We start from the raw sequence: 15,028 nt of genomic DNA on the forward strand, positions 1-15,028 counted from the left end.
GTAGGTGGTCCGCAGGCGGCACTGAAGTGTACGTTTCATCCATAATCGAAGTCACCTATGGATGGACCATCCATGCCGGAATCCCTGGTCGGGCCCACCCCGCCCGCTTCCCTCTCCCCTTCCGCTCCCTCGGCTCCTCCCACTCCCCCGATCCCGCTCAGCGAGCTGCTCGCCCACGAAGAGCTGGGGCTGCACCGGATCGCGGGTCCGGCCGAGGCGGATCTGCTGTGGGTGCACACCTCGGAGATGGCCGACCCGTACCCGTATCTGCTCGGCGGTGAGCTGCTGCTGAGCGCCGGGGTGCAGCTGAAGGACCCGGACGCGTACGTGGCCCGGCTGGTGGAGGCGGGGGCGGCGGCGCTCGGTTTCGGGGTGACGCCGGTGTTCGACACGGTGCCGCGGGCGCTGATCGAGGCGTGCGACCGGCACGGTCTGCCGCTGCTGGAGGTGCCGCCCGAGACCCCGTTCACGGCGATCGCCCGTGCGGTGTGGCGGCTGATGGCCGAGGCCCGGCACCGCGAGCTGCGCCGGGTGACCCGGGCCCAGCAGGCCCTGGCCACGGCTGCGGCCCGGCCGGACCCGGTCCCGGCGGTGCTGCACCAGCTGGCGGCTCAGCTGGAGGGCCGGACGGCGCTGCTCTCCGCGGACGGCGAGGTGCTGCACGCCTCCGGCCGCCGCCCCGCTTCCGATGTCGGGGCGGCGCTGGCCAGGCTCGTCCGGGTGGTCTCCGCCGGGGCGCGCCCCGCCCCGATGTCCGCCACCGACACGTTGCGGGACACCCATCTGTCCGCGTACGCGCTGGGCGGCGGGCAGGGGCTCGTCCTGGCGCTGGCGACGGACCGGCGCGAGGCGGGCGACCACACCGTCGCCGGAGTCGCGGTCGTCCTGCTCTCCCTGCTGACCGCCCCGCACCAGGGCGCGGACGCCGCGGGCCGGTCGGCCGCCCTGGTACGGATGCTGCTGGGCGCGGACCCGCAGGACGTCGCGCCGCTGCTCGGTGGTGCCGAGCAGTGGACGGTGGTGCACGCGCGCCGCAGCGGCGACGGCCCGGTCGACCCGCTCACCACCGGGGCGCTGGGCGCCGCCCTCGGTTCGGCCCTGGTCGACGCGGGCCGGGGCGGTGACGCCGTACGGGTACTGATCCCCGGCGCCGACCGGATCACCCCGCAGCCCGGCTGGACGCTCGGCGCGTCCGCCCCCGCGCCCATCACGGCCCTCGACCTCGCCGACGACCAGGCCTCCCGCGCGCTGGGCCGCGCCGTCGCCACCCGCACCCCGCTGGCTCACCACCACGCCGACGGCGGGGCCGGCCTGGCCGCGCTGATCCCTCCGGACCGCGCCGAGGCGCACGCCCGCGCCCTCCTCGCCCCGCTGACCGAGCCCCTGACCGAGACCCTGCGCTGCTGGCTGAGCCTCCACGGCAGCTGGGACCGCACGGCCACGGCCCTGCGGATCCACCGCAACACGGTCCGCCAGCGCATCGCCCGCTGCGCGGCCCTGCTGGACGCGGACCTGGACGACATGGACGTACGGACGGAGCTGTGGTTCGCGCTACGGGTGCGGTGATCAGCGCGGGTGTGGTGAGCGGGGCGAGGAGCGCGCGGACGTTCGCTACCGCAGGCCGAGGCAGGGCAGCCAGTCGCGCGGGGCGCCGTGGGTGGCGGTGAGCAGGGCGCCGAGCGCGCCCGGGCCCCCGTTGAGCAGGGAGGTCTGCGCCCGGCCGGGTGCGAGGGCCGTCGTCGGTGAGGTGCAGCGGGGCGAGCGCGGTCGCCGGGTCGGCGGTCCGCAGGTCCTGCTCAGCGGCCCGGGTGCGTACGCGTGAACGTTCTCAGTACGCGACCGGGGTTCGCGCCGGTGCGCGCAGGAGCGCCGCGATCTTCGAAGCGGGCTTCGAGCGCCCCTGTTTCCGCCTGTCTGCGCAGGTCGCGGCCGTGCCACGCTGCTGGTGACCAGGGCGCGGAGCCCTGGCCCCCATCAGGAAAGAGGCCTCGTCATGAACCGCTTCACCGCGCTCGCCGTCACCTCTCTCACCCTGGCCCTGGGCCTCGGTACCGGACCCGTCGCGGTCGCGGCCACCGAGAACGCCGCTGCCGAGAGCGCCAGGGCTTCCTACAGCTGCAGCCCCGGGTATTTCTGTATCTACAGCGACTGGAACGGAGGTGGTACCCGCTGCCAGTGGTCCGACGAGCGGCGGGCGAATACCGCCGACGACTGCTCCTTCATCCAGCGCGGCCAGAACGTCCGCTCCGTGTGGAACGCGACCGGGCACAAGGTGCAGTACTACACCCAGACCAACTACAACTCCCGGGTCGGATCCACCCCCGCCGGAAAGGGCGGCAACCTCCAGGGGAACTACCAGATCCGCTCCTTCAAGCCCCAGTAGGCGGCCGAGCCCCAGCAGGCGGCGGCAAACACGGTGGAAAGTCCTTCCCGGCCACCGGCCGGGGAGGACTTTCCGCGTGTCCGCGGCCGGACGGCCCGCGCGGGCGTGCTGCGCATCACCCTGGACAGCGCCAGTGACTGTTGGGTAACTTTTAAACCATCTGAGCAAGCGCTTAGCCAGTCCGGCCGAAGCTCACCCGAAGCTGACCAAGGAGGCACCCCCGTGCGCCGTACGGTATTCAACGAGGACCACGAGGCGTTCCGGGAGACCATCCGCGCCTTCATCGAGGCCGAGGTCGCCCCCGTCTACGACGAGTGGTTCGCGGCCGGCCAGGTGCCCCGCGACTTCTACTACAAGCTCGCCGAGCTGGGCATATTCGGCATCGAGGTGCCGGAGGAGTTCGGCGGCGCCGGGGTCGAGTCCTTCAAGTTCGAGGCGATCATCTCCGAGGAGTGCGCCCGCGCGGCCGTCAACTTCGGCGGCTCCGGCGTGCACGTGCTGCTCTGCCTGCCGTACATCAAGGCGTACGCCACCGAGGAGCAGAAGAAGCGCTGGCTGCCGGACTTCGTCACCGGCAAGACGATGTACGCCATCGCCATGACCGAGCCGGGCACCGGTTCCGACCTGGCCGGCATGAAGACCACCGCCAAGCTCTCCGAGGACGGCACGCACTACATCCTCAACGGCGCCAAGACGTTCATCACCGGTGGCGTCCACGCCGACCGGGTCATCGTCTGCGCCCGCACCGACGCGCCCAGGGCGGACGACCGCCGGCACGGCATCTCGCTCCTCGTCGTCGACACCAAGGCCGAGGGCTACTCGGTCGGCCGCAAGCTCGACAAGCTGGGCCTGCGCACCTCCGACACCGCCGAGTTGGCCTTCGTCGACGTCAAGGTGCCGGTCGAGGACCTCCTCGGCGAGGAGAACAAGGGCTTCTCCTACCTCGGCCAGAACCTGCCGCAGGAGCGCCTCGGCATCGCCGTCGGCGCGTACGCCCAGGCCAAGGCCGCCGTCCGGTTCGCCCAGAGTTACGTGTCGGAGCGCACCGTCTTCGGCAAGACCGTCGCGTCCTTCCAGAACACCAAGTTCGAACTGGCCGCCTGCCAGGCCGAGGTGGACGCCGCCGAGGCCGTCTGCGACCGCGCCATCGAGGCCCACGACGCCGGTGAGCTGACCGCCGCCGAGGCCGCCTCCGCGAAGCTGTTCTGCACCGAGGTCGCGCACCGCGTCATCGACAAGTGCCTCCAGTTGCACGGCGGCTACGGCTACATGAACGAGTACCCGATCGCCCGCCTCTACGCGGACAATCGGGTCAACCGCATCTACGGCGGCACCAGCGAGGTCATGAAGTCGATCATCGCCAAGTCCATGGGCCTCTGAGAGCGGCTACGTTCGTTCCATGAGCGCAGCACTCGACTCCCTGCTCGATCTGCTCGACCTGGAGCAGATCGAGCGGGACATCTTCCGGGGTACGAGCCGTTCGGCGGTCGTGCCCCGCGTCTTCGGCGGCCAGGTCGCGGCCCAGGCCCTGGTCGCCGCGGGCCGTACCGTCCCCGCCGACCGGACCGCCCACTCCCTGCACTCCTACTTCCTCCGGATGGGCGACCCGGGCGCGCCGATCGTCTACAGCGTCGACCGCATCCGCGACGGCCGCTCCTTCACCACCCGGCGGGTCGTCGCCGTCCAGCACGGCCAGCCGATCTTCCATCTCTCGGCCTCGTTCCAGACGTACGAGGAGGGCCTGGAGCACCAGGCGGCCATGCCGCCCGCCCCGGACCCGGAGACTCTGCCCACGGCGGCGCAGCTGCTGCCCCGGTACGCGGACCGCTTCAGCGAGCCGGGGGTCGTGGACCGGCTGATCGAGGCGCGGGCCGCGGTCGACCTGCGGTACGTGGACGCCCCGCCCTTCGGCAGCGTCGGCGAACCGCGTGAGCCCCGCTCCCAGGTGTGGTTCCGCACCAACGGCAAGCTCGTGGACGATCCGCTGCTCCATGTCTGCATGGCGACGTACGTCTCCGACATGACGCTGCTCGACTCGGTGCTCCTCGCCCACGGTCGCGGGGGCTGGGCCGTCGGCGACGTGGTCGGCGCGAGCCTGGACCACGCGATGTGGTTCCACCGGCCGTTCCGGGCCGACGAATGGCTGCTGTACGACCAGGAGTCACCGTCCGCGTCCGGCGGGCGCGGGCTCGGTCAGGCCCGGATCTACACGCAGGACGGCTGGCTGGCGATCACCGTCATCCAGGAGGGCGTGGTCCGCGTCCCCCGGGACTGACGCGTCCCGCGTCGGCGGGCCGCGGGCCGCCGGTTCGGACATACTCCCCACCATGGGCGACGAGACCGTGGACGAAGCCGTGAGCGACGCGAAGACCGGTGGCGGGGAGTCCACGTTCACGGTCGTCGTCGCGGCGGTCGCCAATCTCGGCATCGCCGTGGCGAAGGCCGTCGCCGGGCTGATCAGCGGGTCGAGCGCGATGCTCTCCGAGGCGGCGCACTCGGTCGCCGACACGGTCACCGAGCTGCTGCTGCTCACCGCGCTGAAACGCAGCGAGAAGCCTGCGGACGAGGAACACCCGCTGGGCTACGGCCCGGAACGCTACATCTGGGCGATGCTCGCCTCCGTGGCCACGTTCGTGGGCGGTGCGGTCTTCTCCGTCTACGACGGCGTCCACACCCTCGCGGCGGGCGAGGAGCTCGGCGATCCGCTCATCTCGTACATCGTGCTCGCGGTGGCCTTCCTGCTGGAGGGCTACTCGCTGCGCACCGGGCTCCGGCAGGTCCGCGGCGAGGCCGCGCGGCTGCGGGCGCCCGTCAAGCACTACCTCCGCCACACCGCCGACACCGCGGTCAAGGCGGTGGTGATGGAGGACTCGGCGGCGCTGGCTGGTCTGCTGCTCGCCGCGGGCGGACTGCTCGGCGGCCAGCTGACCGGCTCCGGGGTCTGGGACGGCATCGCGTCGATCCTGATCGGTCTGCTGCTGGTGTACGTGGCCTGGGTGCTGGGCCGGTCCAACGCCCAGCTGCTGATCGGCCGTCCGGTGCCGAAGCCGATGCGCGCCGGCATCCGCGAGGAACTGCTCTCCGTCCCGCACATCATCGACGTACTGGAACTCACCACGCTCATCCAGGGCCCGACCGAGATCCTGATCGCCGCGAAGATCGACTTCCGGGACGCCTCGACCGCCGAACAGATCGAGTGGGCGTGCGAGGAGGCGGAGGAACAGCTGCGGGAGCGCTATCCGCCGATCCGCCGGGTGTACCTGGACCCGACCCCGGGCCTGAGGCAGCGGCGCGGGGCGGACGGGGCCGGTACCGGGGCACTCTGACCGGGCCGGCGCCCACAGCTCTTCGTGCCGTACGGCCGTACGGCCCCGATCAGTCCTGGATCAGCCCCGCCGCGCCCAGCAGGTACTCCGTCATCGGGTCGTAGAACCGCGGGTCCAGCACATGGTCGTCCAGCGGGACGGCCACCTGGAGCGTCCCCTCCGCCTCGCCGAGGAAGAGCGCCGGGTCGTTGCAGTCCGCGTACCCCACCGCGTCCAGGCCTCGCTGCGCCGCGCACCCCGCCCATCCGTGGTCGGCGACGACCAGGTCCGGCAGAGGTCTGCCCTCGCGCTCCAGGCCGTCCAGGATGGCGGCCATCGGGGCGGGCGAGTGCGTGTGCCAGAGGGTCGCGCCGCGCTCCTGCACCGCGACGTCCGCGAACTGGAACACCATGCCCTCGTCGGCGATCAGCCCCCCGGGGATCCGTACGATCTCGCATCCGGCGGCCCGCAGCGCGTCCGCGGTCTGCCGGTGCACATCGAGGAGCCCGCCCGGGTGCCCGGTCGCGAACAGCACCCGCTCCGACCCCGCCGCCGCCTTCCGCAGCCGCGCCGCCATCCGCTCCAGGGCGTCGACCGTGAGCTCCGGGTCGATGGTGTCCTGCCCGAAGCGGTGCTCCGGGTCGTCGCTGACCCCGCAGCGCTCGGCCATCACCGCCAGCACGTCCTGCTCGTCCCGCCACCGGTCCCCGAGCTCCAGGCCCAGCCAGTAGTGGCGGTCGCCGTTGGCGAGCTTGCGGTAGTGGGAGAGGTTGTTGTCGCGCGGTGTGGCGACGTCTCCGGCGATACGCGTACGGACGAGGTGTTCGACGAGGGCGGCACGGCTGGGTATCGGCATGCACCCATTGTGCCGTCAGGTGTGCGCAGTGTGCTGGGTGTCTTGCACGACGGACCGATCGGACCTGCCTGCCGCCGCTTTTGGCCTGATCCGAACGAGAGGCCCTACGCGCGGGCCGCCGCCTCGAACGCCCCGCGTGCCAGCCGGTGCAGCAGTGCCGCCGTGTCCGCGCGGTCCGGCTGCGCGCCGGGCCGGCCGAGGTGCGGGGTCGAGTTCAGCAGACCGAAGACGGCGTGGACGGCGGCGCGGGCCTCGTGCTCGGGCAGGTCCGGGTACATCTCGCGGACCACCTCCACCCACACCTCGACGTACTGCCGCTGGAGCTGGCGGACCCGCTTGCGGTCGGCGTCCCGGAGACGGTCCAGCTCGCGGTCGTGGAGGGTGATCAGGGGGCGGTCGTCGAGGGCGAAGTCGATGTGGCCCTCGATGAGCGCGTCGAGCAGGGCCTGCGGGGAGCTGTCCCCGCACGCCGCGTCCTCCGAGACGCGCAGCTGCCCGCCCGCCAGCAGCCGCTCGCTGATGCCGACCAGCAGCTCGGCGAGCATCGCGTCCTTGCCGGGGAAGTGGCGGTAGAGCCCGGGGCCACTGATGCCGACGGCGGCACCTATCTCGTCGACCCCGACACCGTGGAAGCCGCGCTCGGCAAAGAGGCGGGCGGCCTCCTTGAGGATCTGCTCGCGGCGGGTGGGGGCGTCCGTCCTCGTGGTCATGGATTCGATTCTAGACAGTCCGGTTAGCGAACGTTAACCAGAGCGCGGCCGTACCGCGCCGCCGAGGGGCGAGCAGCTCGGGCCGGGAACGAAGGAATCGACGAGGGAATCAACCGTGATTCACTGCGAACAGGGCGCCCATGACCAGCAGGATGCCGACCCCGAAGACGGCACCGATTCCAGGGTTCCTGCGCCGCACAACAGCCCGGACGAGCATTCCGGCAACCAGAACCCAGCCCGACGCATAGACGATCCAGGCGGCTCTGCCCGACGAGTGGTCGTCTCCCGCCTTGAACAGCACCCACGCCACGAAAGCGAAGAGTGCCGGTGCGGCCCATAAGTTGCGCTCGACGACTTCCTGGCGTTCCGACAACGCACCCCTCCTCGAACCATCCCTGCCGCTCACCGGCCGTCCGCCGCCTTCCCGGGTCGCGTCCACAGTGTCACCGCCCGCAGCAGCCACTCCACCGGCCCGAGCCGGTACCGGCGCATCAGCCGCCCGCTCAGGGCGAGCTGGCCGGCGTACAGCACCAGCGCCCCGCCGACCGCCGCCGCGGCGCCCGTGCGACCGTACAGGCCGAGCCCGTACCCGGAGAAGACCAGGGCCATGACGAGGGACTGGGTCAGGTAATTGGTCAGCGCCATCCGCCCGGCGGGCGCGAGGACCCGGGCCGTCGCGGCGCCGCCCGGGGTGGCGAACCACAGCAGCAGCCCGGTGGCGTACGCGGCCGAGAGCGCCGGGGCCGCAACCGTACCGACTGCCAGACCCAGCAGCGTCCAGCGCTCCGGCAGCGGGCCCACGAGCCCCGCGGCGGAGAGGGCCGCCCCGGGGACCCCGACGGCCAGACCCGTCAGGCAGATGCGGCGCAGCCGCGCCCGGTCGGCGAGCGCGGCCGCGCCGAGCCACTGCCGCCGTCCGGCCACGAACCCCACGAGAAAGGCGGCGACGACGAACCCGCCCATCAGCGGGACGGCCGCCAGCATCTCGGGCAGGGCACGGATGTTGGCGCCGACGACCTCGGCGAAGCCGCCCTGGTAGGCGGCGGTCAGCTCGGCCTTCACCGTGGCGGATTCGCCCAGGTCACCCGGGTCGAGCAGCGCCGCCCCCAGCCCGATCAGCAGCAGGAACCCGCCGGCGACGCCGAACACCCACAGTGCCGCCCGCCAGGCCCTGGCGGGTCCGGCGTTCCGGGCGGCCAGCAGGACCAGTCCGAACAGGGCGTAGATCATGAGGATGTCGCCGGTGTACAGCAGCACCGCGTGCGCAAGCCCGAGTACGAACAGCCCGGCCAGCCGCCGTGACATCCGGGGCGCGAAGCGCTCCCCGGCACGGGCTGCCGAGTCCATCTGGAGAGTGAAGCTGTATCCGAAGAGGAAGGAGAAGAGCAGGTAGAACTTCGACTGCGCGAGGAGAACGACCAGCCATTCCACGGCTCCGTCCGCCGCGTGCACACCCGCGAGCCCGCCCCTGGCACCGGGAGGTCCGGCGGTCGTCATGAGATTCACGACCAGGATCCCGGCGAGCGCGAACCCGCGCAGGGCGTCCACTTCGAGGATGCGTGGCCTCCTGGCCACTCCCCCGGCCGCCTCCCCGGCCACCTCCCCGCCCACGTCCCGCACCGTCTGTGACTGCTGCGTCATCCGCTGTTTCCCCCCGAAGGCCCTTGTCGGTCCGTGACCGGCTCCGCTCCAGGTCAGGGAGCGGCGCGGGCCATTATTCCGACCGGTCCGCGCCGCCCGCCGCCCGTGAGTCGTTCATGGCCGATACCGATCGCACACCCGCCGAAAGCGCTGCGCGCACCGACCCGTCGCTCTGGACAAGGCTGTTAGCGCTCGTTAACCTGAGGATGAACGTTAACGGTCACTAACTACTGCGGTACGGGCAAGGGGGCTCGACACGATGCAGCAGGCACCGGTGCTGGCGAGCGCGGCCGATCCCGCCTCCGAGGCCTGGAAGGCCAACGAGGCGGCGCATCACGCGCTCGCCGACGAGCTGCGTGAGCGGCTCGCCACGGCCAGGCTCGGCGGGGGTGAGAAGTCCCGCGCCCGGCATGTGGCGCGCGGCAAGCTGCTGCCCAGGGACCGGGTGGACACCCTGCTCGATCCGGGCTCGCCCTTCCTGGAGCTGGCCCCGCTGGCGGCCGAGGGGCTGTACGGCGGCGCCGCCCCGGCGGCCGGAGTGATCGCCGGAATCGGCCGGGTCAGCGGCCGGGAGTGCGTGATCGTCGCCAATGACGCGACCGTCAAGGGCGGCACGTACTACCCGATGACGGTGAAGAAGCACCTCCGTGCCCAGGAAGTGGCGCTGGAGAATCGTCTCCCCTGCCTCTACCTCGTCGACTCGGGCGGCGCGTTCCTGCCGATGCAGGACGAGGTCTTCCCGGACCGGGAGCACTTCGGGCGGATCTTCTACAACCAGGCCCGGATGTCCGGGGCCGGGATTCCGCAGATCGCCGCGGTGCTCGGTTCGTGCACGGCGGGCGGGGCGTACGTCCCGGCGATGAGCGACGAGGCCGTGATCGTCCGCAACCAGGGCACGATCTTCCTGGGCGGTCCCCCGCTGGTGAAGGCCGCGACCGGCGAGGTCGTCACGGCCGAGGAGTTGGGCGGCGGCGAGGTGCACTCCCGTACGTCGGGGGTGACCGACCATCTCGCCGAGGACGACGCGCACGCGCTGCGGATCGTGCGGAACATCGTGGCCACCCTGCCGGACCGGGGCGCGCTGCCGTGGTCCGTGCAGCCCGTCGAGGAGCCGAAGGTCGATCCGGCGGGTCTGTACGGCGCCGTCCCGGTCGACTCCCGCACCCCGTACGACGTACGGGAGGTGATCGCCCGGGTCGTCGACGGCTCGCGGTTCGCCGAGTTCAAGGCCGAGTACGGTACGACGCTGATCACCGGCTTCGCCCGTATCCACGGCCACCCGGTCGGGATCGTCGCCAACAACGGCATCCTGTTCTCCGAGTCCGCCCAGAAGGGCGCCCACTTCATCGAGCTGTGCGACCAGCGCGGCATCCCGCTGGTCTTCCTGCAGAACATCTCCGGCTTCATGGTGGGGCGGGACTACGAGGCCGGCGGCATCGCCAAGCACGGCGCCAAGATGGTGACGGCGGTCGCCTGCACGCGCGTCCCGAAGCTGACCGTCGTGGTCGGCGGTTCGTACGGCGCGGGCAACTACTCCATGTGCGGCCGGGCCTACTCCCCCCGCTTCCTGTGGATGTGGCCCAACGCGAAGATCTCCGTCATGGGCGGCGAGCAGGCCGCGTCCGTCCTCGCGACGGTCAAGCGCGACCAGCTGGGCGACGACTGGAGCACGGCGGACGAGGAGGCCTTCAAGGCCCCGATCCGCGAGCAGTACGAGACGCAGGGCAACGCGTACTACGCCACGGCCCGGCTCTGGGACGACGGCGTGATCGACCCGATGGAGACCCGGCAGGTGCTGGGACTCGCCCTGACCGCGTGTGCGAACGCCCCGCTGGGTGAGCCCGGCTTCGGCGTCTTCCGGATGTGAGGAACAGATGACGATGTTCGACACGGTTCTGGTCGCCAACCGCGGCGAGATCGCGGTACGGGTCATCCGCACGCTGCGGGAGCTGGGCGTCCGCTCGGTCGCCGTCTTCAGCGACGCGGACGCGGACGCCCGGCACGTCCGGGAGGCCGACACGGCGGTACGGATCGGGCCCGCCCCCGCCGCCATGAGCTATCTGAGCGTGCCCGCGCTGCTGGACGCGGCCCGTCGCACCGGCGCGCAGGCTGTCCACCCGGGATACGGATTCCTCGCCGAGAACGCGGGCTTCGCGCGGGCGTGCGCCGAGGCGGGGCTGACCTTCATCGGCCCGCCCGCCTCCGCCATCACGCTGATGGGCGACAAGATCCGGGCCAAGGAGACGGTCGCGGCGGCCGGGGTCCCGGTGGTGCCCGGCTCCTCGGGCAGCGGGCTCACCGACGGCCGGCTGGTCGACGCGGCCCGCGAGATCGGCATGCCGGTGCTGCTGAAGCCCTCGGCGGGCGGCGGCGGCAAGGGCATGCGGCTGGTGCGCGACGAGACCCTGCTCGGGGACGAGATCGCGGCCGCCCGCCGCGAGGCGCGGGCCTCGTTCGGCGACGACACCCTGCTGGTGGAGCGGTGGATCGACCGCCCCCGGCACATCGAGATCCAGGTGCTGGCGGACGCCCACAGCAACGTGGTCCACCTCGGCGAGCGCGAGTGCTCGCTCCAGCGCCGCCACCAGAAGATCATCGAGGAGGCGCCCTCGGTCCTGCTCGACGGGGAGACCCGGGCGGCGATGGGCGAGGCGGCCGTCCAGGCGGCCCGCTCCTGCGGCTACGTGGGCGCCGGCACGGTGGAGTTCATCGTCCCGGGCAACGACCCCGCCTCGTACTTCTTCATGGAGATGAACACCCGCCTCCAGGTCGAGCACCCGGTCACCGAGCTGATCACCGGCCTGGACCTGGTGGAGTGGCAGCTGAGGGTCGCGGCGGGCGAGCAACTCCCTTACGGACAACAGGACATCACACTCACCGGCCACTCGATCGAGGCCCGGATCTGCGCCGAGGACCCGGCCCGCGGCTTCCTGCCGTCCGGCGGCACGGTCCTCGCGCTGGACGAGCCGCAGGGCAACGGGGTCCGGACGGACTCCGGGCTCGGCGAGGGCGGCGCGGTCGGCAGCCTGTACGACCCGATGCTGTCGAAGATCATCGCGTACGGCCCCAACCGGGCCACCGCCCTGCGCCGGCTGCGTGCCGCGCTCGCGGACACGGTGATCCTCGGCGTCCCGACCAACGCCGGTTTCCTGCGCCGACTGCTCGCCCACCCGGCGGTGGTGGCGGGCGATCTGGACACGGGCCTGGTGGAGCGCGAGGTGGACGGGCTGGTGCCGGAGGGGGTGCCCGAGGAGGTGTACGCGGCGGCGGCGCTGCTGCGGCGGTCCGCCGGTGCGGACGGGTCCCGGGCCGATGCCTCCGCCGGTGCGTCCGGCTGGGTCGACCCGTTCTCGGTGGCGAGCGGCTGGCGACTCGGCGGCACCCCGGCCCGCACGGTGCTCGACTTCCGGCTGCCGGGCCACGACCCGGTGCAGGTCTCGCTGCGCTCCTGCCCGGCCGGTACGGAGCTGACGTTCGGCCATGTCGGGGAGGGCGCACAGCCGCCGGAGCCCGTGACGGGTGCCTGCGGTCCGCTGGCCCCACTGCCCGGCGGCAGGGAGACGGCCAGGCTGGTCGAGGTCTCCGGGCACCGCCTCACCCTCGAACTCGCCGGTGTCACCCATGCGTTCACCCACGCCGCCTCACCGGACGGCGTATGGCTCGGCCGGGACGGCGACAGCTGGCACGTACAGGATCACGACCCGGTGGAGGCGTCGCTGGCCGGCGCGGGCCGTTCCGGGGCGGACACGCTCGCCGCGCCCATGCCCGGGACGGTCACCGTGGTGAAGGTGGCGGTCGGGGACGAGGTCGTGGCCGGACAGAGCCTGCTGGTGGTGGAGGCGATGAAGATGGAACACGTCATCTCCGCCCCGCACGCCGGGACCGTGACCGAACTGGATGTCAGCGCCGGCGCCACGGTCGCCATGGACCAGGTCCTGGCCGTGGTGGCCCCCGTCGAGGCTCCCGGGGAGGAAGCATGACGACGTCCCGCACCCTGCCCATGACCGTGCCGGCCCAGGATCTGCCCGCCCGGGTCCGGATCCACGAGGTCGGCGCCCGCGACGGGCTGCAGAACGAGAAGGCCGTCGTACCGACCGAGGTGAAGGCGGAGTTCATCCACCGGCTGGCCGCCTCGGGCCTGACCACCGTCGAGGCGACCAGCTTCGTGCACCCCAAGTGGGTGCCCCAACTGGCCGACGCCGAGGACCTGTTCCCCCGCCTCGCCGACATCGGGGGCGTCGCCCTGCCCGTCCTCGTACCGAACGAACGCGGCCTGGACCGGGCCCTGGCGCTCGGCGCCCGCCGGATCGCCGTGTTCGGCTCGGCGACCGAGACGTTCGCCGCCCGCAACCTCAACCGCACCGTCGACGAGTCCCTCGCCATGTTCGAGCCGGTCGTCGCCCGCGCCAAGGCCGACAAGGTGCACGTCCGCGGCTATCTGTCGATGTGCTTCGGCGACCCGTGGGAGGGGCCCGTCCCCGTCCACCAGGTCGTCCGGGTCGCCAAGGCGCTGATGGACCTCGGCTGCGACGAGCTCTCCCTCGGCGACACCATCGGCGTCGCCACGCCCGGCCATGTACAGACCCTGCTCGCCGAGCTGAACGAGGAGGGCGTGCCCACCGACACCATCGGCGTGCACTTCCACGACACGTACGGCCAGGCCCTCTCCAACACACTTGCCGCGCTCCAGCACGGGGTGACCACCGTGGACGCCTCCGCGGGCGGCCTCGGCGGCTGCCCGTACGCGAAGAGCGCGACCGGAAATCTCGCCACCGAGGACCTCGTGTGGATGCTCCAGGGCCTCGGCATCGAAACCGGGGTCGATCTCGACGCGCTCACCGCCACCAGCGTGTGGCTCGCCGATCAACTGGGCCGACCCAGCCCGTCCCGTACCGTCCGCGCGCTCTCGGTGCGATAGACAACCGTCCCACAAGGAGTGACCCCTGCCATGTCCCTGGACCACCGGCTGACCGCCGAACACGAGGAACTGCGGCGCACCGTCGAGGAGTTCGCGCACGACGTGGTCGCGCCGAAGATCGGCGACTTCTACGAACGGCACGAGTTCCCGTACGAGATCGTGCGGGAGATGGGGCGGATGGGCCTGTTCGGCCTGCCGTTCCCCGAGGAATACGGCGGCATGGGCGGCGACTACCTCGCCCTCGGGATCGCCCTGGAGGAGCTGGCCCGGGTCGACTCGTCCGTCGCGATCACGCTCGAGGCCGGGGTCTCGCTCGGCGCGATGCCCATCCACCACTTCGGCACCGAGGAGCAGAAGCGGCAGTGGCTGCCGAAGCTCTGCTCCGGCGAGGCGCTCGGCGCGTTCGGCCTGACCGAGCCGGACGGCGGTTCGGACGCGGGCGGCACCCGGACGACGGCTGTACGCGACGAGGCCACCGGCGAGTGGGTGATCAACGGCTCCAAGTGCTTCATCACCAACTCCGGCACGGACATCACGGAGCTGGTCACGGTGACGGCGGTGACCGGCCGCAAGGAGAACGGCGCCCCGCGCATCTCCTCGATCATCGTGCCGTCCGGCACCCCCGGCTTCACGGTCGCCGCCCCGTACTCCAAGGTCGGCTGGAACGCCTCGGACACCCGCGAGCTGTCCTTCTCCGACGTCCGCGTCCCGCTGGCGAACCTGCTGGGCGAGGAGGGCCGCGGCTACGCCCAGTTCCTGCGCATCCTGGACGAGGGCCGGATCGCCATCTCCGCCCTGTCCACGGGGCTGGCGCAGGGCTGCGTCGACGAGTCGGTGAAGTACGCCAAGGAGCGCCACGCCTTCGGCCGGCCGATCGGCGCCAACCAGGCCATCCAGTTCAAGATCGCCGACATGGAGACGCGGGCCCACATGGCCCGGGTCGGCTGGCGCGACGCGGCGTCACGCATGGTCGCGGGCGAGCCGTTCAAGAAGGAGGCGGCGATCGCGAAGCTGTACTCCTCGACGGTGGCGGTGGACAACGCCCGCGACGCGACCCAGATCCACGGCGGCTACGGCTTCATGAACGAGTACCCGGTCGCCAGGATGTGGCGCGACTCCAAGATCCTGGAGATCGGCGAGGGCACGAGCGAGGTCCAGCGGATGCTGATCGCCCGCGAGTTGGGGCTCCCGGCCTGACACGGTGACGGCGTGGTC

General features: G+C 72.0%; 13 protein-coding genes. 9 read left to right on the plus strand and 4 right to left on the minus strand.

The window, feature by feature from the left end; genetic code table 11:
* Positions 1-57: 57 nt before the first annotated feature.
* The 5 genes from OG978_RS14920 (at position 58) to OG978_RS14940 (ending at position 5,709) form a co-directional block, all read left to right on the plus strand.
* Positions 58-1,566, plus strand: coding sequence for a PucR family transcriptional regulator ligand-binding domain-containing protein (locus OG978_RS14920; protein WP_442817688.1), 1,509 nt, complete (start codon positions 58-60; stop codon positions 1,564-1,566).
* A gap of 427 nt (positions 1,567-1,993) precedes the next feature.
* Positions 1,994-2,383 (plus strand): peptidase inhibitor family I36 protein, encoded by a 390-nt coding sequence (locus tag OG978_RS14925; protein WP_326765702.1) that lies wholly within the window; start codon positions 1,994-1,996, stop codon positions 2,381-2,383.
* A 222-nt stretch (positions 2,384-2,605) separates the two neighbouring features.
* The gene (locus OG978_RS14930; protein WP_326765703.1) at positions 2,606-3,763 is read left to right on the plus strand and encodes an acyl-CoA dehydrogenase family protein; all 1,158 of its coding nucleotides are present in this window, start codon (positions 2,606-2,608) and stop codon (positions 3,761-3,763) included.
* Positions 3,764-3,782: 19 nt separating this feature from the next.
* The gene (locus OG978_RS14935) at positions 3,783-4,658 is read left to right on the plus strand and encodes an acyl-CoA thioesterase (RefSeq protein WP_326765704.1); all 876 of its coding nucleotides are present in this window, start codon (positions 3,783-3,785) and stop codon (positions 4,656-4,658) included.
* Between the two features lie 52 nt (positions 4,659-4,710).
* A complete protein-coding gene (locus tag OG978_RS14940) occupies positions 4,711-5,709 on the plus strand; it encodes a cation diffusion facilitator family transporter (RefSeq protein WP_326765705.1) in 999 nt (332 codons plus the stop codon).
* Between the two features lie 49 nt (positions 5,710-5,758).
* Here the strand turns inward: OG978_RS14940 and OG978_RS14945 are convergent, their stop codons facing one another.
* The 4 genes from OG978_RS14945 to OG978_RS14960 form a co-directional block, all read right to left on the minus strand.
* Positions 5,759-6,544, minus strand: a complete 786-nt coding sequence (locus OG978_RS14945; protein ID WP_326765706.1) for a phosphatase — start codon at positions 6,542-6,544, stop codon at positions 5,759-5,761.
* Positions 6,545-6,648: 104 nt separating this feature from the next.
* The gene (locus OG978_RS14950; protein WP_326765707.1) at positions 6,649-7,254 is read right to left on the minus strand and encodes an SACE_7040 family transcriptional regulator; all 606 of its coding nucleotides are present in this window, start codon (positions 7,252-7,254) and stop codon (positions 6,649-6,651) included.
* Positions 7,255-7,363: 109 nt separating this feature from the next.
* Positions 7,364-7,627 carry a hypothetical protein gene (locus OG978_RS14955; RefSeq protein WP_326765708.1) on the minus strand — a complete coding sequence of 88 codons (264 nt, stop codon included), beginning with the start codon at positions 7,625-7,627 and terminating at the stop codon, positions 7,364-7,366.
* A gap of 29 nt (positions 7,628-7,656) precedes the next feature.
* Positions 7,657-8,895 carry a DUF418 domain-containing protein gene (locus tag OG978_RS14960; protein ID WP_326765709.1) on the minus strand — a complete coding sequence of 413 codons (1,239 nt, stop codon included), beginning with the start codon at positions 8,893-8,895 and terminating at the stop codon, positions 7,657-7,659.
* Positions 8,896-9,154: 259 nt separating this feature from the next.
* Between OG978_RS14960 and OG978_RS14965 the strand changes: the two genes are divergently transcribed.
* The 4 genes from OG978_RS14965 to OG978_RS14980 are packed head-to-tail and all read left to right on the plus strand — an operon-like array spanning position 9,155 to position 15,010.
* Positions 9,155-10,762 (plus strand): carboxyl transferase domain-containing protein, encoded by a 1,608-nt coding sequence (locus OG978_RS14965; protein ID WP_326765710.1) that lies wholly within the window; start codon positions 9,155-9,157, stop codon positions 10,760-10,762.
* Positions 10,763-10,769: 7 nt separating this feature from the next.
* Complete coding sequence (locus tag OG978_RS14970) at positions 10,770-12,875, plus strand: ATP-binding protein (protein ID WP_326765711.1); 2,106 nt, start codon at positions 10,770-10,772, stop codon at positions 12,873-12,875.
* The gene (locus OG978_RS14975; protein WP_326765712.1) at positions 12,872-13,813 is read left to right on the plus strand and encodes a hydroxymethylglutaryl-CoA lyase; all 942 of its coding nucleotides are present in this window, start codon (positions 12,872-12,874) and stop codon (positions 13,811-13,813) included. Before OG978_RS14970 ends, OG978_RS14975 begins: the two co-directional genes overlap by 4 nt.
* Before the next feature lie 30 nt (positions 13,814-13,843).
* Positions 13,844-15,010: an acyl-CoA dehydrogenase family protein gene (locus tag OG978_RS14980; protein ID WP_326765713.1), complete on the plus strand. Its 1,167-nt coding sequence runs from the start codon at positions 13,844-13,846 to the stop codon at positions 15,008-15,010.
* Positions 15,011-15,028: the final 18 nt, after the last annotated feature.

The sequence above is a fragment of the Streptomyces sp. NBC_01591 genome (assembly GCF_035918155.1).
GTDB lineage: Bacteria > Actinomycetota > Actinomycetes > Streptomycetales > Streptomycetaceae > Streptomyces.